Here is a 20,798-nt window from a genome sequence, read left to right as displayed (position 1 = left end):
CTAGGCTGGATTTGAGAAGTACTCTATAGAGTACTCCTCCAACGCTGTAGGATCGTCAAAAACAGATGTCGATTACTCGAGTTCGCCGAAGCCTTCCTCCCGCATCAACTCCGCGACGCCCTCCGGGTTTCCGAACGCATACAGGAGCGCGAACTCGCGTGCGTCTGATTTCGAAATGTCGCCGTTCGTCTCGAGTTCATCGGCGAGCTCACTCCGGAAGTCCGACTCCTGGTCCGTGACCACTTCCCGAAGATGGGCCTCGATCCGTTCATCTCGCTCGTCGAGGACCTTACTTCGACGGACGAAATACGGGTACTTGTGCTCGTCCTGCTCTGACTCGTTGGTCGACGTCGACGATGTGCCAGGCTGGTCAGGTATCGGTTCCGACCGAGTTGATGACGATCTCGATCGTCCACGATTCGGCTGGTTGTCGTCGATCGGTCCACCCAGCGGTTCAGAGTCGGTTGTCTCCTCCTCACTGCTATTACTGTCACCGTATCGAGATTCCCAGAGCCGTCTTTCATTGGGTCGCCACCTCGGTTTCAGCGGCATCTCGGAAATCGAAGCGTTCCTCTCCGCGGCCCTGGATATCGAGTACAAGTTCGGGATCGATTTGAGCGTCGAACGTATCTGTCGCGACGAACACACCGAGTTCGTGTATATCTCGGAGTGTCTCGAGTTCACGGTCACGGACGCTTCGTTCACCGGGACTGCTGACCATTTCGCCGTCTTCTTCGAAGGTTTTCCAACCCTCGTTGAATCCATCGTTGCTCGAGGAGTTGCAGTTCCTCAGCAACGTCGATTCGGCCAGCAAACTATCTAAAGTATGTTAGGAACATGCATACGAGGGGGGGGGCTGACGGCGATACACTTAATCTCCACCAAGAAGAGTCGACCTTTTCAGTGGAAGTTATTTCTCCTCTGGTATCGTGTCATCGCCGTTCTCCGATTGTGTCACTCGCTCGGCCAGCAGTTCAGCCATTGGATCGAGCGATACGTATACGCGGATGGCGAGGATCGCGAGCGGTGGTAGCGCAAATGCGAGGAATACAACGTCGTACATCCACGCAGTTTCGTCAAGCAGTGGTACGATCGCCGGAGCGAGCCCGCGATGGGCGATAATCATCGCAATGAACACGACTAGCAGTTGCATGATGGCAGCGATGTCGTCAACAACCTGTGCTGGCCCCTCGAACGTCGATTGAACGAGCGTCGCGACCGCGGGGGCCAGCGATAGGAGAAGTCCGACTGTCGCCATCGTCAGGACCGCACTGACAACCGCGAACAATGTTATTGGCGAGCCCGGGACCAATCTATCAATCCCCGGTAACAGTGAGATGAGTACCAAGAGTAGTATCAACGACAGGGTCATGAGTAGGAGCTTACCCATCGAATGGACTGTCTTCCGATCGAGTGTAGCAGGGTATTCAGTTTGGTCGTCGATCATCGTTGCGACCGAGACAGTGAATTGATGAATTAAACACGTGACTATCGTTCTCACCGTTTTCTGCCGTTTGGAATCGTTCAATCTATTCTCAAAGTAGTATCAATCGTATTGATCGGGCTCACTGACGGAGGACTGTCGCTAACGATCAGTAAGGGGTAGCTCCTCTTACTAGAGCCGAGAGCGGGAGGTGCGTGGTCAGTGGCTCGCTCCGACGATACTCTTGTCGAGGGCTGAATTTCCGCGCTCGATACGGCGTGGTCTCAGGCCTCTCACAGGAAGGTCTGAATTACCTGCCGGAGCTTCCGAAACGGACCTGCCCGTTCATCGGATACCGTAGTCACCACGTTATTGTGGACATCGTACTTCGAAAGGCTGCGTATAGTATCGACCGTGTCATCACTGGTAGACGTCTGAGGAACGTTATACAGCACTATCTCACCATCACGCCATTCAAATCGCAATGTCGCCTTTTTGCTAACCGATCCAGGGGTATATTCAATCGTCTCTAGCTTAGATAGCGGGACAGTGAAATTCCGTTCGTCGAACGTGGCGATTTCAGAGAGCTCGAGCTCCGAGAGTCGGTCGCGATACGTTCCGCCCATATCGGCTTTCAGGAGAAGGGAACTATACGACTCACCGACAAAACAGAAAATGAGTCGCCTGTCGGTGGCGAAAATCTCCCAGTATTCGAGCGAGTATCCTGTCTTTTTGCACCAACCGGTAAATCGACAGACCAGTTGCTCGCTTTCATCAGTTCTGCGCCCGTCGGGATCAGAGTTAGTATCCATGAGTTAGATTGACCGTGAACTAAAACGTGGTACTAGGCTATTGCTCGAGAAGCGGTTTTATATCGGCTGGAACGGTGTATTCACTCTGGGTCACGAGTGAGACGACAACGAGTACGATCGTCGAGATCAGCATAGCTGCTGTTCCAACGACGAGCGTTTCCGGGAAGGGGTAGGTAGCCGAAATGGATTCAGCGAGGGAGCCCATCCCGAACGTGCTGAATGCCGTTGGCAGGACCTCGTATACGATATTGAGAAGCAGGCCGACGACGATGGCTGCGATAGCACCCGGTGCCGTCGCTCCCTTCCAATTGAGTCCGAGAGCGACCACTGGGAAGAAGGACGCAGCGAACAGCCCCCACCCGATCACACCGAGAATCCCGACAAGTGCACTCGAGAAGTGGACGATCAGGGTAGCGGCTACGGTGACCCCGACGAGGGCGATCTGAGTGACACGGAACTCGACTTGATCGTCTTCGATCGGTCGACCGAGAGCGCGTGGGATATCTCGCGTAACGGCCGCGGCAGCGATGTTCAGGAACGAGTCGCTGGTACTCATAATCGCAGCGAGCAGGCCGGAGAGGACGATTCCAGCGACGATACTCGGCGCGTAGTTCAGCACGAAAATCGGCATCGTTTCAGAGGCGCTCTCGAGCGCTTGAATATTGCCTGCCTCGACCATCGCTCGCATACTCAGTCCCGTCGTAAATGCTAAGAGACTCGAAATTCCGTAGGATATCGCAGCGATGGGTGCTCCCCATTTGAGAAGCTTGATGTCCTTTATCATATAGAATTTCGTGATCGTATGCGCCTGCCCGATACCACCGACGGAGAAGAGGATCCACCAACTGAGTGCCGTTATACCGCCAAGAGCGCCGAATGGGCTTATCAACGCTGGATCGGAAGCAGCGAGGTTTTCGGAGATATTTCTTACGCCTCCTCCGAACGAGACCGCGTAGAAGAATACGAGAATAGCGCCGATGATCATCGTGATTCCCTGGATGAAGTCCGTCCAGACGCCCGCGATCATCCCGCCGATGACACTATACAATAGTAGTACGCTCGCACCGAGGAGCAATCCCATCGCGACCGGGATACCGAAGATAGCTCGCATCACGTATTGGAGTGCAGCGAGGTTCGTCGCGAGATATCCCGTCACCGAAATAATGACTGTAATCCCGGTTAGTCCGCGTACCCAGTCGTTTTCGTAGCGAGCGTACATCCCATCAGCGAGTGTTAGGACGTCCCGGATATCCGCCAGCATCCGCATTCGCTTTCCGATCACCAGCCAAATGATCAGGAAACCGATCGGTGCAGTCCCGAAGATCCAGATGGGCGTCGTCCCGAACGCATATATGAGCTCGGGACCACCAACGAAGCCGAATCCTGATTGGACGACGGAGAAAACGGTTATCGCGAGCACCCACGTGCCAATACTCTTCCCAGTAATCAGGAAGTCACTGAGCGTCTCCGTCTTGGTATACCCCCAGACCCCGATCGCTAGGATCATAAGGATGTACAGGGACCCGAAAATCAGTACGACCGGATCGTCAGCGATCGGTATCTCTGAGGTCTGGAGGACGGCAGACGGAGCGTCCATTAGTCATCACCTCCGACGGACTCGTCAGACGGTGCCATAGCGAACTCGGACTCCGCCTGCTTATCTCGAGCATCGTCTATAATCGAGTCGATGATCTCGTCGTTTATTGTCCGACCGAAGGGGCCAATAGCGTAATAGATCGAGATGAAAAACGGGAGGAACCAGATGAACGTGAGGAAGATAGCGGTCGGCGTCGGTAGTCCGAACGTGTATGTGTACGCATCTGCGCTCGTCCCGGGCGTCCACGTGAGCCAAATTCCGGTCATTCCCGCTAAAAGCAGGAAACCGAGACTGAGAATGATGCCTCCGTAAGGTTGGACGTTCAATTCGGACCCATTGTTTTCTATCGCACCGACGCTGTATACGGAGAGGATAAAGAGGACTGCTATATATGACAGCAATACTGTCGACTCGATTGCAGCTGCGAGCAGAAATGCACCAGCAAGCAGTGCGACTAGCATCGCGATTTTGTTACGACTGTCACTGTCTGCCATACGGTGAGATTGTCATTAAACGAGATAATTAATATTTGGTATTATATCACTCCGTCCTAGTTATTCATCCATATTAGAGGGCCTTGAATATAGATGTCTAGATGTTCAATTCATAAAGGTAGTAATCGCAGTCCAGTGCTCGACTAGAGCTAACAGAAGTTTTTTCGTGGAATATGATCCACTCTGTACATATGGTTGAGCCCTCCGCATCTGATTCACCGTCAGACAACTATAACATTTCCACAGTTGACCTCGATGACAACCGTTACGAGGTCAAGCAGTCAGCGATCCGAAACAAGTACGTAGTCCGTGACAGCACTGGCGAGGTCGTCCTGCGCGGGAAACAGAAGATGTTCAAGATGAAAGAGGAGTTCCCGTTCGTCACTGGTGACGACGAGGACGCGTTCACCGTGAAGGCTGGCGGTATCATGGACGTTGCAGGGAACTACACCATCACGGACGCAGGCACCGGCGAGGAAGTCATCGTCCTTGACGAGGATTACTCGTTGTTCGTGGAGAACTGGACGATTCGAGACCCCGACACGGGGGAGGCGTTGGCGACTATTCAATCGAAGAGCAAGCCTCTCTCCGCACTTCGTCACCTCGTCTCCGTTGCGAACTTCATCCCGAACAAGTACGAGATATTCGATGCCGACGGCGACCATGTCGGCGACATCGAAGGAAAATTTTCACTGCGTGATTCCTACACAGTCAGTATCGACGACGCCAGCGACATTCCGAAAGAGGCTGTGATCGCTTCCGCGTGTATCCTCGACGCTCTCGAAAACCAGTGACTCTCTGTGGACAATAAATCTCGAATGAGAAGGTAGAAAGTACCATAACGTTCGATTTCACCTTCAAGCCGTTTCGGAATGTTGGTCGGTAAACCCGGCTTCGCGGACACGGTACTGTAGTAAGAGTATAGTCGCGAATCTGTCGGTGTACTGTTTCACGCAGCGCCCAAGCAGTGGTACTGCGCACAACTGCAATCTTGAATCGACCAGAGTCAGTGAGAATGAACAGGCCACTATCAGACTATAGTTGCATACGACCTATAGTTACACAACGACACCACTCCCTGAGGATCGTTGTTTGCATTTAGGGTCGTTAGATTCATTTACTCGAGTAGAGTAGGGCGATTACGTGCATGAGAGACATGGAAATCGAAGAAATGGCACCCGGCGAACTCATCTCCTACGGGAGAGAGTCGTATTACAGGCCTGAGCCCCTCCCTCCGTCGGACAATCTCAAGTTAGATTCGGATTTTTATGACCTGCTCGCCGACGCCACGTTTTGGCTTGGCAAACTCAGTGGTATCAGTCTCGAACTTGACTTTCCGCCCGTCTTGTACACTTCGCTCCTTCGGAAAGAAGCGATGGAATCGGCCGAAATCGAAGGTGCAGATGTCGATTATAACGCACTCTACAGTCTCGAAACGCACAATCTCGATGAGAGCGAAGACGAACATTCGATCGAACCGACGAGTGAACCAGGTACAAAAGACACACAGGAAGTCCTCAACTACGAGCAGGCTGTCGAAGACGGGATTGAAGCACTCAACAGCGGCGGAAAGATATCTGTATCGTTGCTTCATGATCTTCACGAAACGCTACTCACGGATGTTCCGGACGACCGTGTCGACACCGATACGATCGGCGCTTACAAGGCGATCCCAAACCACCTCGGAAACTTTCTGCCACCAGTACCAGGCGAAGTTGACGGTCTAATGGACGCGTTGGTGACGTATTACCAGACTGGTGGTAGTTATCACACGCTCGTAGACATCGCTCTCTTCCACTACCAATTTGAAACGATCCATCCGTATGGTGACGGAAACGGACGGCTCGGTCGTCTTCTTATTACGCTCCAGTTACACGATAACGACCTGCTTGAGCGTCCAAACCTCTACCTCAGCGAGTACTTCAATCGGAACAAAGCCACGTACGTAGACCGAATGGAGGCTGTACGATCCCACGGCGACTGGGAAGACTGGGTGTCGTTTTTCGTTACGGGAATCGCCCAGCAAGCCAAGGAGTCCGTCGATCGAACGCTGGCACTAGATGAGCTGCGACGCCGCTACGAGGACGAGTACGGCGGCGTCCAATACGCGAAAAACCGCTTAGCGTGCAGTCTCTTCGAACAGCCCTACGTAACGACCAAAACAGTCTCGGAGAGGCTCGATATCGAGCGATCGACTGCGTACCGTGCGATTGCCAATCTGGAAGACGAAGGAGTCCTAGAAGAGGTTACGGGCAAAAAGCGTAATCAGGAATACCGCGCGAAGGAGATTTTCGAGATCCTCGAGCGGCCGCCCCAAACGTACTGAGTCTTCGTCTTTGAGATGCCCACCACTAAAGCGGTGGTGCATCAATTTGAACCGCCCTTCTTTGTTTTGTCCGACGAACTTGATATTCTCGTGCGCCTACCGTGTCCCGCATTGCTGGAGCGAACTATGGCGTTTCTCGTACTCACGCCGCCAATGATCGAATTCATCGCCCGTCCAGAACGTGCCCGTTGAGGTGATGGCGAGGTTCGCGGCGGCCGCGAGCCCTCAGTCGTCCGCAGGCGCCGCGACTTCTGATTTAATCATGTCGGCGGCCTTCTCGGCGATGGCGATCGTCGGGGCGTTAGTGTTCCCGCTGGTGAGCGTCGGCATGATCGAGGCGTCGACGACGCGCAAGTTTTTGACACCGTGGACCCGGAGGGAATCGTCCACTACGGCCATGTCGTCGTCGCCCATCTTGCAGGTTCCGACGGGGTGGTAGACGGTGTGGGACGTCTCGCGGATGTGCTCGCGAATCTCTTCGTCGGTGGTGACGTCCTCACCCGGCCAAACTTCCGGCCCGCGGTACTCGTCCATCGCGTCCGCACGAGCGATCTCGCGGGCTCGTTTGACTCCCTCGACCATCTTCTCCCAGTCCGTATCTTCGGTGAGGAACTTCGGATCCAACACCGGGTCTTCGAAGGGGTCGGCAGAGGCGAGCGTGATCCGACCGCGGCTCTCGGGTCGGACTTGCGTCGCGCCCACGGAGAAGCCCACGCCCTCGTCGGGGTTGCCGAGCCCGTTGTCCATGAAGTACACCGGCGCGAAGTGGTATTGGAGGTCCGGCGCCGGCGTATCGTCGTCCACGTAGGTGAACCCGCCGGCCTCTCCAATGTTCGAGGACGGTGCGGGCTCGTCTGGCCCGGCTTTCCGCTCGTGGATGACGAAGGAGAACAGGTGATCCTGGAGGTTCCGACCGACGCCCGGGAGGTCGGTCTGCACCTCGATACCGTGCTCGGCGAGGTGATCGGCCGGTCCGACGCCGGAGAGCATGAGGAGCTGTGGCGAGTTGATCGAGCCACCGCTGACGATGACCTCCTGAGCTGCGTCGGCCTCGTGAGTGGCCCCGTCCTGCTCGTAGGTCACTCCGACCGCACGGTCGCCCTCGAAGCGAATCTCCGTCACCTGCGCGCCCGTCTCCACGGTCAGGTTGTCCCGATCGAGAATAGGAGTGATGAACGCCTTCGCTGCACTACACCGCTGGCCGTCCTTCTGGGTGACGTGGTAGTGGCCGACCCCCTGTTGCTGTTCGCCGTTGAAATCGTCGTTCCGGACGTGGCCCACCTCGACTGCCGCCTCGACGAGCTGGCTCGAGACGGGATGGGGGTCAGCCGGGTCGGCAACGTTCAGCGGGCCATCCTGGCCGTGGTACTCCGAGTCGCCCGGCTCGAAGTGCTCAGAGTGTTTGAAGTACTCCAACATCTCGTCGTATCCCCAGCCTTCGTTGCCCAGGTCAGCCCAGGTGTCGTAGTCGTGTGGGTTCCCGCGAATATAGATCATCGCGTTGATCGAACTGGAACCGCCCAGCATCTTCCCGCGGGGAATGTAGATCTCTCGGTCGTTCAGTTCGGACTGGGGCGCCGTGTGGTAGTCCCAGTCGTACTCGGTCTTGAACAGGCTCGGAAACAGTGCTGGGACGTGGATCTCCTCTTTCTCGTCCGGACGCCCGGCCTCGAGCAACAGTACGTCTGCCTCCGGATCCGCCGACAGTCGATGTGCCAGCGCACAGCCTGCCGAGCCAGCACCTACGATTACGAAGTCGTACCCAGAGTCATTTACCCGCATGAAATTCTAATCTACAGAATTCTTCAAAAAGGTATGCCAAGTCAACCCATGTTTCCTGCTATCGCGACTTTTCGGCGTCGGTAGCCGAGCTGGGGGACACAATCAGGCGACGTACGTTAGTGATCCTGGGCTCATGTGAACTACCCTACTCGCTCACGGCTAACGGCGTTCGCTCCGTGAGGGTAGGCCTTCCTGCTTCCACGACGTTGTCAAACTCTGCGAGTCTGACAGCCCGCCAGACGTAATCTGTCGAACGCGCTCAACAGATACTGAGGTATTCACAGGGAGCGTAGTCTCCACAGGCGTGGCTTCGGAGTGTCCCGCTCCTACATCTTCGAGGCCGCAAGAAAGGATGCTCCACGCCGTCGCAAAATCGCGAGCGATTTTGCTGCCCGTCAGACCCAGTCTGACGACCGCGTTCGCACTTGTACTCAAGTAGCGAGAGGAACGTTCGCCACGCCGCCGACGCCGTGTTGCGGCTGTTCGACGGCGATTCCATCATCCCCTTCACGTTCAAGTCTTCGACCGCCATAATTTCCATCGTGCCCCTTGTGCGTTAGTCAGACTCTACCCACCCGTATTAATGACTGGCGATCTGATGGCTTCAATTAGGAATAGGAGTTATTTATCACAAAAACGATATGCAGGCATATAGTGTGTTCTAGCATGGTCTCTATGGATGCCGCGTTGGAGGCTCCGGACGAGCTCATCACCACGCATGAGAGCTTTTGCACCTGCTCAACAGATTAATCAAACAGTACTAGAGAACGACATCCAAATTTATTTGGTATTGTAGCTAAGAGCCTGTAACCAAATTTTGTATATAACGTAACCATGGATAATGAGAATGTCTCCCTTCCTTCAGTATTACAAGATCTAAAGACTGGTATCACACTACACGAGCCCGAGACAGGGGCCGTTCTGGACGGGAATACGAAGTTAGAAGAGTTGTATGGATACTCTACAGACGAATTGCAGGAAATGTCGGTTGAAGACTATACTGCACCTTCAACAAAATTCTCTCAAGAGGAGGCTGTCCAACGAATTCAAGCAGCCAGCAATGGGAACACACAATCCTTTGAGTGGCAGGTAGAACGCAGCAACGGAGAATATCGGTGGGTGAATGTCGATCTCACCTCGACTACAATCGATGATGAAAAATATGTTATAGCCGAAATAACCGACATCACTAGATACAGGGCTCGAGAGCAACTGCTCCGACTCTTGAACCGAGTTATCCGTCACAATCTCCGAAATGATATGAATATTCTCACGGGATATGCTGAACAGGTCAAAGCAGCGATTGAAAATGACGCGCTCGAAGAAGAGGTCGAGACCATCGTATCTATCGCCTCTGAAGTCGGAACACTAAGTGAATCGCTGAACCAAGTTGAACAAATAGTCGAACCTGATGCGACGAAGCGGCAACGAACTAATATGAGTACTTCCGTCCGCAAGTCTGCCAAGAAGTCTATAGAAGAGTATCCAGAAGCAGATATAACAGTCGATGCACCGTCTGATGTCTGGGTCACAGCCGACAAAAGCCTTCAGTACGCGCTCGATCACGCCTTCGATAACGCGATCACACACAACGGTCGCGAGAACCCAACCGTCTCAGCGAGAGTAATTGATGATTCAAAAAACGACCTCGGTGTCGTCCGAATTGCCGACGATGGGCCGCCTATTCCAGATATCGAGATTGACGTATTAGAATCTGAAGAAAAAGTTAACAGTACGTATCACGGTTCAGGCGTTGGTCTGTGGGTGATGAAATGGTGTGTCGACTCTCTCGGTGGCAAACTCACCTTTGAGGAAAATGCGCCTCGTGGAAACGTCGTTCAAATAACAATACCAAAAAACGAATCAACTGAGACAGACACATAGTAGTCGCTTCATCTCGAGGATGTCCTCCTCGTAGGACTGTGACCTCTGCCCGTATAGTATGCCAGTTCCATAGCTGAAGACCACTGACTAAGCCAGGAAGTGAAATTGTCCGGGAAGATGAGAGGGTTGAGGAGATAACCTCATGGATGTGAGTTATCGGCCCGGACATCAATCACTACGTCCGCATGAGATTTGAAGGTTTGCTCCATTTCAATTCTTGAGTTGTCCCATATTGTTTCGCCCGAAAAGAAACTAAACGCTGTTCCTACTGGTATTAAACGGCTGAAAACGGCCGATAGGTTGATGATGAAAGTCTCCTAAGCTTCAAATGGCGAGGGGGGAAGACCAGTCGGCACCCACAGCTGTTCGACACAGGACATACAACCTCGCTGCTCTGAGATCGCTCTGCGTGAAGCAATAGCCATATTATCACTCGATCTCAGAACCACCACCACGATTGACACCCATTGTCAGAGGCGATTAACGCCAGCGCCCCCTGCTGGCGTTTTCTCGACTACGCAGTTTGTATGCGAAGCCGCGGCGAACACTGTTGATGCTCACCAATCGACAGGAGGACCTACTAATCGCCGTCGCACTGTCCGAGTTCAGCGTCCACTACGAAACCGCTGATCCCGAGCTCGCCGAATAGGCGTAGCAGCTGGCCGCCAACCACCTCATTAATCACGACGTCGGTTCCGCGGAGGCCGTCGATGCACTCGAAATGGGATAGCTATCACTCAAGGACAGGTTGTGGTCTCAAAATTGCCCGGATGGGCCACGGTGATGGCCGTCGGGCGTGATAGGCGGATGCCTCGGTTGGGGAGCTGATTGGATCTGTGTCGCGCCGGGGAGCACGACAGTGAATATGTTCGCCTCGAAGGTTATCAATGCGCCTCCGATTATCAGTCAGCCAGAATCGTCCCCTTGGCCTTTTGTATCACACCCAATCGGGCGTTCCTCGAGGTCCGGTCACGAATATCTGAAGATGGGGTCACACCTGCCGCGAGACGCGGCTGACCTACTCGCTCAGTGCCCGAATCACATCCTCGAGGCGCTGGGCACTGCTCAGTTTGAGCACGATCTTCTCCGGCGAGTCGTATCTCTCGCGGGCTCGGAGTGGGCGACCGACGGGCAACTCCTCGAGATCGACCGTCTCGGTTAGATTGAACCCGACATCGTCACCACGGCCACCCGTCGGAAGTCGGCAGATGTTCACCCCGACAGCGACTATCCCGATCGAGAGGAGCATCTCCAAATTCAGAAGGCGAAAGACGTGATGCTGGACGAGTAGCATTTTGGAGGGATCAACCTACACCGTTTTGTCACTCGAATTTGCATCCCAAGCTTCTCCGTAGTTGTTCTCCCATCGGGTAGCTTTCTCTTCGGCTTCTTCTTTGGACTTCCCTTGGTCGATCCAGTGCTCTTTCACTTTCTGTTTCGCCCACTTCTCCAGGGCGCTGGCATCGTCCCTGAGCAGACGCCCTAGATACTCCAAACTGATAGCCACTCGTGATGCAACCAATCCAAGTCACCACGATGTGCCTCGAGCCGGCCTTCGAGATCATCGCCGTGCCAGACACCAGTCTGCTGCCGCGATACTGATCCATCGCGATGGATTCGGAAGATGTCCAACCGACCCTCAAAGATCGATGTTCGGACTGGATCATTGACCAGCGCCTCCTGACCCCGATCGCGGATAGTGACGATGTCGGCACAGCCAAGGCCAATTCTAAAACGGCTTGAGGCAAAAAATTAAACGACCCGGTGGGGTCGCCTTCGGTGGCCCTATTGACACATCTGATTATGAAGTGCAGGAGCTTCTGGTAGGAGGGGCCAGATAGGACCAACACTATTGTCCGGTAGACTCCTGTGCAGGGATACGCCAGCACCAACTGTTGAGTGGGTAGTACCAAATTCTGTAGGTAGTTTCTCGTGCTCACTGATGCCACCGATCAAAATGAGGATTAGAGGTCCGTTAGGCGAAAACTTTTTAGTACATACAACAAGTTCATAACCATGGGGAATTTCCGGGAGGATGGTTCAGATCCATCCGTTTCTACTGAATCTTGTAGCGACGATGGGCTAGGCTCTACTGATAGTACTGACGGAGAACCAAATCGCCTGAACCGCAATACAGATCTTTTTCGTAATTATGTACTGTCCACTGACGATGTCGGAACTTGGGTATGGATTACAACAGGACTTCTTCTACTCACTGTTCCCCCAATAGGACTCTTCGTTGCAGGATGGCTTCTTCTCGAGTCGATCGGTACTGTCGACGAAAAGGGAATCGTACACGCTCCCGCAAATCGATCAATGAGCAGGTCTCTGTTGCTCATTCCGCTTGCGATTGGTTCACTCATCTTTGGAGCTCTTTTTCAGTATCTCCTTTTCAGCCTCCTGGCGGGGCTAACAGGCTATTAGACGGAATAAAACGTCATATGCGCCAACCCCAAACACTACAACAATACCTGTGCTATGTAGTAACACGATTTCAACTATGGATAGTGGGCCTGATAGCGACGAGCTTTCCGTTGACACGTGCCTTGAGCTACTGGCAAATCGACAGCGGCGTGTACTTCTGAGGTTCTTTTGTGACTCAAATCGGGACCGTGCATCGATTGATGAACTCGTCACCGAGATCATCGACGAGGAAGCAGCTGCAACGGGGGAGCGACCAGGTCACGATTCTGTTTCGGCCACGGTGCACCATGTCCATCTCCCGAAGCTCACTGATGCTGGCGTTTTAGAGTATGATACGCACAATCTCGAAGTCCGATACTGTGGCGATCCACGCATCGAGGAATTGTATCAGACAGTCAAAAGATTCGATTAATTAATTTTATACATTAGGTGGCGGGAATGACATCATGTCACACAGGTTTATATAGGACCATACTATGGATCAAATATGGGGCAAGGCGGCAGTCAAATACGTGAAAACTCAGTAATACACGAGATTATTAAAGAAGTATCTGACTTGGAGAACTGTGATTACACAGAACTTCCGCCATTACACGACTCGATCGATACCGATGCACTCGAGAGGGTCGCAACATCGCACGCGACGATTCATTTCACCTATTGCGGATACAAGGTGACGGTTAAGAATGGCAACGTGATTATTGATACGTGAGTCTACAAACACTCATCTAAACTAAAACAGTGAGATCTATTCTATCTGATCCACTCCGAGACATCACCAGAACTCGCCACCTCGAATTGGTCCACCGAGGCCAATTGCCATATTGTCACTCGATTCCGGACCACCACCCCCAGTCAAACACCCATTGACAGGGGGAACCAACGCTGGCACCCCCTGTCAGCGTTTCTGTACAGTACCATGACTTTATCACTATTCATACAAATAGTCAGAGATAATGTTCACTGACCAGCATCGCGATGATCTCCTCACTGCCGTCGCCTTAGCCGAATTTTCATACCGATGGCAGAGTGATAGTCCACGTCTGGCTGCGCGATCCTGGCAACTCGCGGTCAGCCGCCTTGCAAAGTATGATATTGATCCCTATGAAGCGGTCGATGCACTCAGAGCTGACGATAAACGGAAATCTATTGCCGAATTTGAAATAGGACCCGCCAAGACGGTAGACACACCAATTCGCCGGTGAATCTAAGACTTACTAGTCTTGCACTGACAATTCTATCAGGACTTTACCGCCATTCGTGATGCACCCAGTCCAGTTCACCACGATGTACCTCGAGCCAGCCTTCAAGATCATCGCCGCGCCAGATCCCTGTCTCCTGCCGCGATACTGATCCACCGCGAGAGATGCCGAAGACGTCCAACCGACCGTCAACAATCGATGTTCGGACTCGATCGTAGACCAGCGCCTCCTGACCCTGATCGCGAAGGGCGACGAGATCTCCATCGACGAACCCTCGCGCTAACTGCTCGACCATCGCCTCAACGTCGCCTCCACGGAGTTCGAGCAGTCGCCTCCCCAGCTCATATCTGACGACGCGGCGGTTGCGCTCCTGGTCTCGCATACAAAGAGAACGTTCACGACCCCACTTAGCGGTAGCTGGGTCAGTTCCAATTCTTCCGATAATATATCGAAACGGAAAGCAGATGAGAGAGTGGCGGATGCCTCCACAGGGTCTGGGAATTAGAGACAGTCAATTATTTTCAGATATTGTCACTCTCTATCTCCATTACTATCAAACGTCCAATAGTTTGATTGCAGTTGTGTTCTAATGATCGGATGGCGAGGGGGAAAGGCCAGTCAGCACCCATCGACTGTTCGACACGAGACATCCATACCTCGCCGCTCTGAGATCGCTCCGACGTGAAGCCAATAGCCAGATTGTCGCCCGGTCTCAGAACCACCATGGTTGACACACTGCCGTAGGGACATGAGCGCCGTCACCCCCTGGCGGCGTTTTTTGGACTCCGTAGGAATATATCCAAAGTTGTGGCCAACGCCAGCAATGCCTCTCACTGATCGACAGGAGGATCACGCTCCGATTACGACGCTCCCGAACGATCGGCACACACCTGCTTCGAGACGCGGTCGACTCCTCGCGCAGTGGCGGGATCGCGTCCTCGAGGCGCTGGCCGCTGCCCAGTTGCAAGACGATTTATAATTACAGCCGAAGCCAATGTCGTTCAAGAGTGTCGACGAGGAGTTGGAGGGGTGCGGGAATCGCACCGTCGCCGAACAACCGCTTCCCGTCCCCTGTTACCAGAGTGAAGGTAATTTAGTTCACGAAGATCCTTTTGGATCGGCTTGCGGGAGTAAGATACGAACGACGTTCCCACGAGGAGAATTTTCTTCGAAAATGAGTTCGCCACCAAGTGAACCGACACACCACTGCATCACCCACAAACCAAGCCCAGACCCATGATATGTATTACTTGCCTCTTCTTGATCGTTGAGCACGTCGATTTCCATTTGCGGTATCGTTGGTCCATTATCGATAATTTTGACCTCCGCTTGATTGGTATTTTCATTCACAGTTGCGAATACTCCAACAATTGGGATCTCCTGGTCATTATGGACGATTGCATTGTCAACTGCATGTTCGATTGCATACTTGAGACCTTTGTCAGCCTTCACCCAGATATCAGCCTGTGTCTCGATAGTTAATTCAGCTATTGGATATTCAGATCGGATCTCAGAAACGGTTGTTTCAACGAGTTCACCTATATTCAACGAGGTTCGTTGGGTCGCATCAGGCTCCGCGATTTCTTCGATCTGACGGACCGAGTCACTCAGCGTCCCAATTTCTGTAGCAATCTCGAGGATTGTTTCGGCTTCTTGTTCAAGAGTTTCCTTTTCGACAGCACCTTTGAGACGGTCTGCATATCCCATGAGAATATTCGTCTCGTTACGGAGATTATGCCGAACGACGCGGTTAAGAAGGCGTAATCGCTGTTCACGTGCTTTATATCCGGTTATATCACGGATCTCAGCAAGGACACATAAGGTCCCAGATATTGTAGTTTGATTAAGACGGACCTGAACCCAAATCAGTTCCCCATTCCCCCGTTCGATTCGCCATTCGAATACCTGTGAATCACCGCTAGCAGCAAGCCGGATTCGACGGATCGCTTCCTCTTCTGAGAATTTTGTTGAGGGAGCTGTGTAATCTCCGAGACTCATTTCGAGCAGATCTGGTCGAGAATACCCATATAATTCTTCTACCTGCCCATTCATATCAATAAGCTCCCCCGTGTTGGGATTGCGTAGAGTAATACCAACATCTAAATCATCAAATGATTCAGGCAACATCACATTTTCATACGATCCCATGGAAACTAATAGAAAATTCGGCAATATATAGGTGGTATTCAAGGTGATAATCACCTATTGATAATACCCTATCAGTTAATACCGAAAACTAAACGAGGGGTATTGATTGAGAATTTTTATTTGAATGTATTACATATATCCTACATGAAAAGGTGATATAACGGAAACAGTAATGATGTATCGTGAATTTCTATTAGATAGATTATTTCGGAACTTGTGGATATTGTCTAGTAGTATTTCTAGAACTATTTTTCATATGGCCAATAGCTTTAAGCTCTAAAAGAGAGAATGTGGTGATAACTGAATTGTGAGTGAGATACATCCTCCAGAAGACGGCCATCAAACCCTAGTGGAAAATTTCCCAAACGGAGTATTAGTGCTGTTTGACTCGGCTCTCCGTTATCGTATAGTTGGTCCAAAAACACTCCCATTCTCGGAAAGAAAAGCTACAGATTTAGTAGGTAATAACATATACGAGATATTTCCTGAAGAAACAGCAACTGAGCTTGAGCCAGTGCTCCGTTCCACGATTGACGGTACAACTCGCTCAATTGATATCAAATATGATGAAAGGGTCCACCATATTGAGACGAAACCAGTGGATATCGACGAAGATCCATATGGAGTTCTAGTAACACAGGATGTGACTGACGTCCGGAAGACAGCGAAAGAACTAGAACAACAAAATAAGCGACTGGATCAATTCGCCAGCATGGTGTCTCATGATCTTAAAAATCCATTGACAATTGCGATGGGAGAATTGGAGCAATATCGTGAGACAGGCGAAGATGCTAACTTAGACGGAATCGAAGTTGCTTTGGACCGAATAAACGATCTCGTTGTGGACCTTACAGCACTCGCCCAGTCTAGTAATCCACCGACTGAGACCGAATCAGTCTCGCTAGCAGCAGTTGCTCAGAGCGCATGGGAGATCATAGAGTCCCAATCAGCAACCCTCACAATTCAGAATGGCGAAATCAATGGAAATAGAAGTCAGCTACAAGCACTCTTTGAGAACCTATTTCGAAATGCAATCGACCATGGTGGGAGCGACGTTACCGTTCGAGTAGGTCCCTTAGATGATGGGTTCTATGTTGAGGATACGGGAGACGGTATTCCAGAAACAGAACAGGAACGAGTGTTTGACCATGGATTTACGACAGGAGACAGTGGAAACGGTATAGGGCTTACAATTGTTAGTCGAATCGCTGATGACCATGGACTTACGATCTTCTTTTCTAAAAGCGCAGAAGGTGGCGCACGGTTTGAATTCCGTCAATCAAATCCAGAATCGTAACTCTTAGTCGATAAGACTGTCCCCAACTTGGACTTCACTCACCGTCAGACTCGCCGTAGCGATAGTAAACGTCGCCGTTGCGAGCGATAGACTCGTTCTTCCCGAACCACTCTGGATCCTGTCGACGAGGTCGGCGTCTGAATCACGGAAACTCACTGTCCACGTCGGCAGGTCGAGTGCTTGCTGTTTGGTCACCGAGACGACCATCTGGTCGCGATCGTCCAGCAGTCGGATGTGATCGCCACGAGATACGAGCTTGGAGACGTCACCAGTCGTCCGCGGATACGTCAGCCGTTCAGACCCGATCGGCGTCAGGCGTCCCTAGTTGGACTCGAGACACTGTGCTCGAGTACTATCGACGAAACCGAAATATTATACTTATTTTCGGCATTAGGCTGTCAGCGTCTACTACGGAGAAGCGAATCCCGAATTCGCCAAACAAGCGTGGCAGTTCGCCGCCGACCGCCTCGTCGATCACGACGCCGGGCCCGCCGAGGCAGTCGGCACACTCAATATCAGATAGCTATCGCTGGAGGGTCGGTTGCGATCCCAAAAACCTCAAAACCGCCCGGATGGGCCAGGGTGGTGGCCGTCGGACGTGGTAGGTGGGATGACTCAGGTGGGGGAGCTGATTGGATCGTGTCGCGCCTGTGGGAACGCGACAGTGAATATGTTCGGTGACCTTATTATCAACTTCGTCCTAATTCCGAGTTAGTAAGAATCGATCCAGTGAATCATACCCGCTCGCTGTTCCGCTGGGTCCGGTCGCGGATGTCCTGGATGGCATCGCCGACCGACTGCCTCGAGGCCAGTCGGAGCGTCGTCTCGCTGGCAGTGCTATCTATCTCGCGGACCTGCATCGGTCCGTCGGTGGGCAGCTGCTCGGGGTCGATCGCCTCGATCACGGACCATTCCACGCTGTCATGAGGAAGTGTCACCTTGGCCTCAGTAAGCGCGGCCCCGGTCTCCTCAACGAGGTAGAACGCTACCTGATTGCACATTTGCTTCGAAGCAAGAGCGGGAATGTCCTCGACGACCGTCCGCGGCTGGGCGCTGACGTCGCCTTCGTAATCTCGTCACGGATCGACCGGTAGTTGCCGAGTTGTTCCGATCGAGAGAACTCGCCGAGGTAGAACGTGTACTCCTCTAGATTCCCCACGCGTACGTGAGCAAGCAGATTGATGTCGATCGAGGGATCGAACATCCGGAACGCCTCCTCGAAGTACCGCTGCATCTGCTCCGGTGCCGTGAGGTAGTCATCGGCGACGTCCGGATCGGACTTGTAGATGTCTCGCCAGTCGACCTCGAGGGAGCGCTGTTCGTTCGGATAGCATTGCGCCAGCTCGCCTATCGCGCCTTTGTAGTAGCGACGGTAGATCCTCGTCACCAAGCGATCAGTGAGTAATTCGTCTTCGGATTCGGTTGTTTAAATTGGATCGGTCGCGGTCTTTTTCTTGAGAACAAAACCGAATCAGACGATTCCGACCGACAACGACGGCAACGGACGACGTCGGATTCGGCGGACTCTCAGGTAATCGACAGGTCGATCACAGAGGTTATACAGGCGTACTTTCAACCAATCCAATGGAGGAGGTCAAACCCCCATCTGGGGCGCATATTTTCCATCGTCTGCTCGACTCGAGGCAGATCGTGCCTCCGTTCAGACCGTGGGGATTTTCCACGAGATGACTCTATGGGACCGCATCACATAGTGAATGGTGAACCACCTATGGCGGAAGCAACACCACCAGACACAGGTCGAGACATGGAAACAGTCACGTCTGCAGACGGGACTGAGATTGCCTTCGAACGGACGGGGAGCGGGCCACCGCTCGTGCTCGTCCACGGAGGTGTCTGTGACCACAGATTCTGGGAGTTATCCGACGTCCGTGCCACCTTCGCGGACCACTGCACGGTCTACGCGATGGATTGCCGTGGTGTCGGCGAAAGCGGCGACGCCGATGAGTACGATTTGGAACGGGAGTTCGAGGACGTGGCTACGGTCGTCGAGGCGATCGACGAACCTGTAACCCTCCTCGGGCACTCGTCGGGAGCGCTCTTATCGCTCGAGGCGGCCCTACGAACCAACAACCTACACAAACTCGTCCTGTACGAGCCACCCATTGCGTTCGACGATCTGGAACTCTACTCCGAGGAGGTGCTCGCAGAAATGGAACGGCTGCTGGACGACGGTGAAAACGAGCAGGTACTTGTCCTGTTCCTCGAAGAAATCGCCCAATCTACGCCAGAGGAAATCGAGGCACAACGTTCGGCTCCCGACTGGCAGGACCTCGTGGACGCGGCACACGTCTGGCCCCGCAGCTTGTCGGCAATCGGCGAGTACGAGTTCGATGCAGCCCGATTCGCCGATATGACGGCGCAGACGTTACTGCTGACCGGAAGCGAGAGCCCTCAGGTCTTAAAAGATGCGACGGCCCCGATTCACGACGCGCTCCCAAACAGCCGGATCGTTACCTTCGATGGGCACGCACACGAGGCGATGCTCACCGGGCCCGACCGCTTCATCGAAGAGGTACTTGCATTCATCCGTGAAGAGATCTAACGACTAGCGGTTGGTCACTCACAGCTGTGCCGCCTAGTGCTCGAGGTCGGGCGGACGGTATGGACTCGCGGAAATCGATGGGGCGCACGAAGACGGTCCCCTCGGCCGATCGGCCGTGGGTGACGTCCCGGCCTACGCTCCTTCCTGCAGGAACCGCCCCTCCTGCTCGTAGATCGCGACCAGTTCCGTGATGAACTCCTCGATGGTCTCGTCGTCCTCGAGGTGGCCCTCGATCCGTTCCGCGAGGTCGTCGTCGAGTTCGATCGTTCGGGTCATCACGGATCACGACGCTTGCCAGTTCAATAAAACGCACCCACGAGACGGTCGCCCGAGGGAACCGACTGGAGCTCGAGGTCCCGATATTCCGGTCCAGAGGAGTTGTTCGAACGAGAGGGGACTGCTCACCGGTCGCTGTTCGACTCCTGACGTTCTTCGTAGACGAAAAACAGATTCCAGAGGTTGAATCCATCACCGTATTTCTGCTCGACGTCGCGATCGTACAGCGGAACGAGGTCCGTCCGCGGCCCCGTGAATTCGGGTTCGACGGTCCACTCGAGGGCACACTCACGGCCGTGAAATCGGATCCGATTGTCGATCGATTCGAATACGCTTTGAAGTAGCTCGCGGACGGTCTTCGGGTCTACGTCGAGGACGGTTTCCGCGGGCGTAGGCGTGTAAGTGGCGATGATAGGAACCACTCCATCGCGAAAGGCGTCGGTTCGCGAGAGGTAGACGCCCTTTGCACCCGCCTGACACAGATGCAAGACGAGTTCTTCGGGTGTCGTGACGGTGGCTCCCCGCCCGTTCGGTCGATACTCGGATGTCCCGGTCATACGACCCGTTCGC

Annotated in this window: 21 protein-coding genes and 3 pseudogenes; 9 read left to right on the top strand and 15 right to left on the bottom strand. The window is 53.2% G+C overall.

The window, feature by feature from the left end:
* Positions 1–72: 72 nt before the first annotated feature.
* From LDB05_RS21490 to LDB05_RS21465, 5 genes and pseudogenes are all read right to left on the bottom strand, one after another.
* Positions 73–524, bottom strand: a pseudogene (locus tag LDB05_RS21490) (DUF7970 domain-containing protein).
* Between the two features lie 386 nt (positions 525–910).
* On the bottom strand, positions 911–1,447 hold the full coding sequence (locus LDB05_RS21480; protein ID WP_226008264.1) for a hypothetical protein: 537 nt from the start codon (positions 1,445–1,447) through the stop codon (positions 911–913).
* Positions 1,448–1,716: 269 nt separating this feature from the next.
* Positions 1,717–2,235 (bottom strand): hypothetical protein, encoded by a 519-nt coding sequence (locus LDB05_RS21475; protein ID WP_226008263.1) that lies wholly within the window; start codon positions 2,233–2,235, stop codon positions 1,717–1,719.
* A gap of 37 nt (positions 2,236–2,272) precedes the next feature.
* Entirely contained in the window at positions 2,273–3,832 is a 1,560-nt protein-coding gene (locus LDB05_RS21470) for a sodium/proline symporter (protein WP_226008262.1), read from the bottom strand.
* Positions 3,832–4,326 (bottom strand): hypothetical protein, encoded by a 495-nt coding sequence (locus LDB05_RS21465; RefSeq protein ID WP_226008261.1) that lies wholly within the window; start codon positions 4,324–4,326, stop codon positions 3,832–3,834. The genes LDB05_RS21470 and LDB05_RS21465 overlap by 1 nt, the downstream gene beginning before the upstream one ends.
* Before the next feature lie 191 nt (positions 4,327–4,517).
* Between LDB05_RS21465 and LDB05_RS21460 the strand changes: the two genes are divergently transcribed.
* Together LDB05_RS21460 and LDB05_RS21455 are read left to right on the top strand one after the other, a co-directional pair.
* Complete coding sequence (locus LDB05_RS21460; protein WP_226008260.1) at positions 4,518–5,120, top strand: LURP-one-related/scramblase family protein; 603 nt, start codon at positions 4,518–4,520, stop codon at positions 5,118–5,120.
* 353 nt (positions 5,121–5,473) lie between these two features.
* Positions 5,474–6,652 carry a Fic family protein gene (locus tag LDB05_RS21455; RefSeq protein ID WP_226008259.1) on the top strand — a complete coding sequence of 393 codons (1,179 nt, stop codon included), beginning with the start codon at positions 5,474–5,476 and terminating at the stop codon, positions 6,650–6,652.
* Between the two features lie 24 nt (positions 6,653–6,676).
* Here LDB05_RS21455 and LDB05_RS21450 read toward each other — a convergent pair.
* From LDB05_RS21450 to LDB05_RS21440, 3 genes and pseudogenes are all read right to left on the bottom strand, one after another.
* A pseudogene (locus LDB05_RS21450) lies at positions 6,677–6,859 on the bottom strand (RNA-guided endonuclease TnpB family protein); the annotation flags it as partial.
* An 18-nt stretch (positions 6,860–6,877) separates the two neighbouring features.
* The gene (locus LDB05_RS21445) at positions 6,878–8,434 is read right to left on the bottom strand and encodes a GMC family oxidoreductase (RefSeq protein ID WP_226008258.1); all 1,557 of its coding nucleotides are present in this window, start codon (positions 8,432–8,434) and stop codon (positions 6,878–6,880) included.
* A 145-nt stretch (positions 8,435–8,579) separates the two neighbouring features.
* Positions 8,580–8,972, bottom strand: a pseudogene (locus tag LDB05_RS21440) (RNA-guided endonuclease TnpB family protein); the annotation flags it as partial.
* A 296-nt stretch (positions 8,973–9,268) separates the two neighbouring features.
* On the opposite strand from LDB05_RS21440, the gene LDB05_RS21435 reads away from it, so the two are divergent.
* Positions 9,269–10,318, top strand: coding sequence for a PAS domain-containing sensor histidine kinase (locus LDB05_RS21435; RefSeq protein WP_226008257.1), 1,050 nt, complete (start codon positions 9,269–9,271; stop codon positions 10,316–10,318).
* Between the two features lie 1,018 nt (positions 10,319–11,336).
* On the opposite strand, the gene LDB05_RS21430 is transcribed toward LDB05_RS21435, so the two are convergent.
* Positions 11,337–11,612, bottom strand: a complete 276-nt coding sequence (locus LDB05_RS21430; protein WP_226008256.1) for a hypothetical protein — start codon at positions 11,610–11,612, stop codon at positions 11,337–11,339.
* Between the two features lie 1,206 nt (positions 11,613–12,818).
* Between LDB05_RS21430 and LDB05_RS23665 the strand changes: the two genes are divergently transcribed.
* The 3 genes from LDB05_RS23665 to LDB05_RS21420 all read left to right on the top strand — a co-directional run bounded on the left by LDB05_RS23665 (position 12,819) and on the right by LDB05_RS21420 (position 13,947).
* Complete coding sequence (locus LDB05_RS23665) at positions 12,819–13,154, top strand: DUF7344 domain-containing protein (RefSeq protein ID WP_425498616.1); 336 nt, start codon at positions 12,819–12,821, stop codon at positions 13,152–13,154.
* 75 nt (positions 13,155–13,229) lie between these two features.
* Positions 13,230–13,454 (top strand): HalOD1 output domain-containing protein, encoded by a 225-nt coding sequence (locus tag LDB05_RS21425; RefSeq protein WP_226008255.1) that lies wholly within the window; start codon positions 13,230–13,232, stop codon positions 13,452–13,454.
* 244 nt (positions 13,455–13,698) lie between these two features.
* Entirely contained in the window at positions 13,699–13,947 is a 249-nt protein-coding gene (locus tag LDB05_RS21420) for a hypothetical protein (protein WP_226008254.1), read from the top strand.
* Between the two features lie 43 nt (positions 13,948–13,990).
* Here the strand turns inward: LDB05_RS21420 and LDB05_RS21415 are convergent, their stop codons facing one another.
* Positions 13,991–14,326: a hypothetical protein gene (locus LDB05_RS21415; RefSeq protein WP_226008253.1), complete on the bottom strand. Its 336-nt coding sequence runs from the start codon at positions 14,324–14,326 to the stop codon at positions 13,991–13,993.
* A gap of 441 nt (positions 14,327–14,767) precedes the next feature.
* On the opposite strand from LDB05_RS21415, the gene LDB05_RS21410 reads away from it, so the two are divergent.
* On the top strand, positions 14,768–14,923 hold the full coding sequence (locus tag LDB05_RS21410; RefSeq protein WP_226008252.1) for a hypothetical protein: 156 nt from the start codon (positions 14,768–14,770) through the stop codon (positions 14,921–14,923).
* Between the two features lie 119 nt (positions 14,924–15,042).
* Here the strand turns inward: LDB05_RS21410 and LDB05_RS21405 are convergent, their stop codons facing one another.
* Positions 15,043–16,092: a PAS domain-containing sensor histidine kinase gene (locus tag LDB05_RS21405; RefSeq protein ID WP_226008251.1), complete on the bottom strand. Its 1,050-nt coding sequence runs from the start codon at positions 16,090–16,092 to the stop codon at positions 15,043–15,045.
* Between the two features lie 307 nt (positions 16,093–16,399).
* On the opposite strand from LDB05_RS21405, the gene LDB05_RS21400 reads away from it, so the two are divergent.
* Positions 16,400–17,389, top strand: coding sequence for a sensor histidine kinase (locus tag LDB05_RS21400; protein WP_226008250.1), 990 nt, complete (start codon positions 16,400–16,402; stop codon positions 17,387–17,389).
* Between the two features lie 734 nt (positions 17,390–18,123).
* Here LDB05_RS21400 and LDB05_RS21395 read toward each other — a convergent pair.
* The gene (locus tag LDB05_RS21395; RefSeq protein WP_226008249.1) at positions 18,124–18,390 is read right to left on the bottom strand and encodes a hypothetical protein; all 267 of its coding nucleotides are present in this window, start codon (positions 18,388–18,390) and stop codon (positions 18,124–18,126) included.
* Positions 18,375–18,776, bottom strand: a complete 402-nt coding sequence (locus LDB05_RS21390) for a hypothetical protein (RefSeq protein WP_226008248.1) — start codon at positions 18,774–18,776, stop codon at positions 18,375–18,377. Before LDB05_RS21390 ends, LDB05_RS21395 begins: the two co-directional genes overlap by 16 nt.
* 378 nt (positions 18,777–19,154) lie before the next feature.
* On the opposite strand from LDB05_RS21390, the gene LDB05_RS21385 reads away from it, so the two are divergent.
* Positions 19,155–19,952 (top strand): alpha/beta fold hydrolase, encoded by a 798-nt coding sequence (locus LDB05_RS21385; protein ID WP_226008247.1) that lies wholly within the window; start codon positions 19,155–19,157, stop codon positions 19,950–19,952.
* Positions 19,953–20,084: 132 nt separating this feature from the next.
* Here LDB05_RS21385 and LDB05_RS21380 read toward each other — a convergent pair whose 3' ends face one another.
* Together LDB05_RS21380 and LDB05_RS21375 are read right to left on the bottom strand one after the other, a co-directional pair.
* Entirely contained in the window at positions 20,085–20,228 is a 144-nt protein-coding gene (locus LDB05_RS21380) for a DUF7557 family protein (RefSeq protein WP_226008246.1), read from the bottom strand.
* A gap of 125 nt (positions 20,229–20,353) precedes the next feature.
* Positions 20,354–20,785 (bottom strand): hypothetical protein, encoded by a 432-nt coding sequence (locus tag LDB05_RS21375; protein ID WP_226008245.1) that lies wholly within the window; start codon positions 20,783–20,785, stop codon positions 20,354–20,356.
* Positions 20,786–20,798 lie beyond the last annotated feature (13 nt).

The sequence above is a fragment of the Natrinema salinisoli genome, assembly GCF_020405205.1.
Lineage (GTDB): Archaea > Halobacteriota > Halobacteria > Halobacteriales > Natrialbaceae > Natrinema > Natrinema salinisoli.
The sequence above is the reverse complement of the archived record's forward strand: the minus strand, read 5'-3'. Positions and strand labels throughout refer to the sequence as shown.

Excerpts from the sequence above, each read along its gene's own strand:
- LDB05_RS21415 (WP_226008253.1), bottom strand. The coding sequence starts at position 14,326 with ATGCGAGACCAGGAGCGCAACCGCCGCGTCGTCAGATATGAGCTGGGG.
- LDB05_RS21475 (WP_226008263.1), bottom strand. The coding sequence starts at position 2,235 with ATGGATACTAACTCTGATCCCGACGGGCGCAGAACTGATGAAAGCGAG.
- LDB05_RS21435 (WP_226008257.1), top strand. The coding sequence starts at position 9,269 with ATGGATAATGAGAATGTCTCCCTTCCTTCAGTATTACAAGATCTAAAG.
- LDB05_RS21410 (WP_226008252.1), top strand. The coding sequence starts at position 14,768 with ATGCCTCTCACTGATCGACAGGAGGATCACGCTCCGATTACGACGCTC.
- LDB05_RS21380 (WP_226008246.1), bottom strand. The coding sequence starts at position 20,228 with ATGACCCGAACGATCGAACTCGACGACGACCTCGCGGAACGGATCGAG.
- LDB05_RS21470 (WP_226008262.1), bottom strand. The coding sequence starts at position 3,832 with ATGGACGCTCCGTCTGCCGTCCTCCAGACCTCAGAGATACCGATCGCT.
- LDB05_RS21375 (WP_226008245.1), bottom strand. The coding sequence starts at position 20,785 with ATGACCGGGACATCCGAGTATCGACCGAACGGGCGGGGAGCCACCGTC.
- LDB05_RS21385 (WP_226008247.1), top strand. The coding sequence starts at position 19,155 with ATGGAAACAGTCACGTCTGCAGACGGGACTGAGATTGCCTTCGAACGG.
- LDB05_RS21430 (WP_226008256.1), bottom strand. The coding sequence starts at position 11,612 with ATGCTACTCGTCCAGCATCACGTCTTTCGCCTTCTGAATTTGGAGATG.
- LDB05_RS21395 (WP_226008249.1), bottom strand. The coding sequence starts at position 18,390 with ATGTGCAATCAGGTAGCGTTCTACCTCGTTGAGGAGACCGGGGCCGCG.
- LDB05_RS21405 (WP_226008251.1), bottom strand. The coding sequence starts at position 16,092 with ATGGGATCGTATGAAAATGTGATGTTGCCTGAATCATTTGATGATTTA.
- LDB05_RS21445 (WP_226008258.1), bottom strand. The coding sequence starts at position 8,434 with ATGCGGGTAAATGACTCTGGGTACGACTTCGTAATCGTAGGTGCTGGC.
- LDB05_RS21455 (WP_226008259.1), top strand. The coding sequence starts at position 5,474 with ATGAGAGACATGGAAATCGAAGAAATGGCACCCGGCGAACTCATCTCC.
- LDB05_RS21460 (WP_226008260.1), top strand. The coding sequence starts at position 4,518 with ATGGTTGAGCCCTCCGCATCTGATTCACCGTCAGACAACTATAACATT.
- LDB05_RS21480 (WP_226008264.1), bottom strand. The coding sequence starts at position 1,447 with ATGATCGACGACCAAACTGAATACCCTGCTACACTCGATCGGAAGACA.
- LDB05_RS23665 (WP_425498616.1), top strand. The coding sequence starts at position 12,819 with ATGGATAGTGGGCCTGATAGCGACGAGCTTTCCGTTGACACGTGCCTT.
- LDB05_RS21465 (WP_226008261.1), bottom strand. The coding sequence starts at position 4,326 with ATGGCAGACAGTGACAGTCGTAACAAAATCGCGATGCTAGTCGCACTG.
- LDB05_RS21420 (WP_226008254.1), top strand. The coding sequence starts at position 13,699 with ATGTTCACTGACCAGCATCGCGATGATCTCCTCACTGCCGTCGCCTTA.
- LDB05_RS21425 (WP_226008255.1), top strand. The coding sequence starts at position 13,230 with ATGGGGCAAGGCGGCAGTCAAATACGTGAAAACTCAGTAATACACGAG.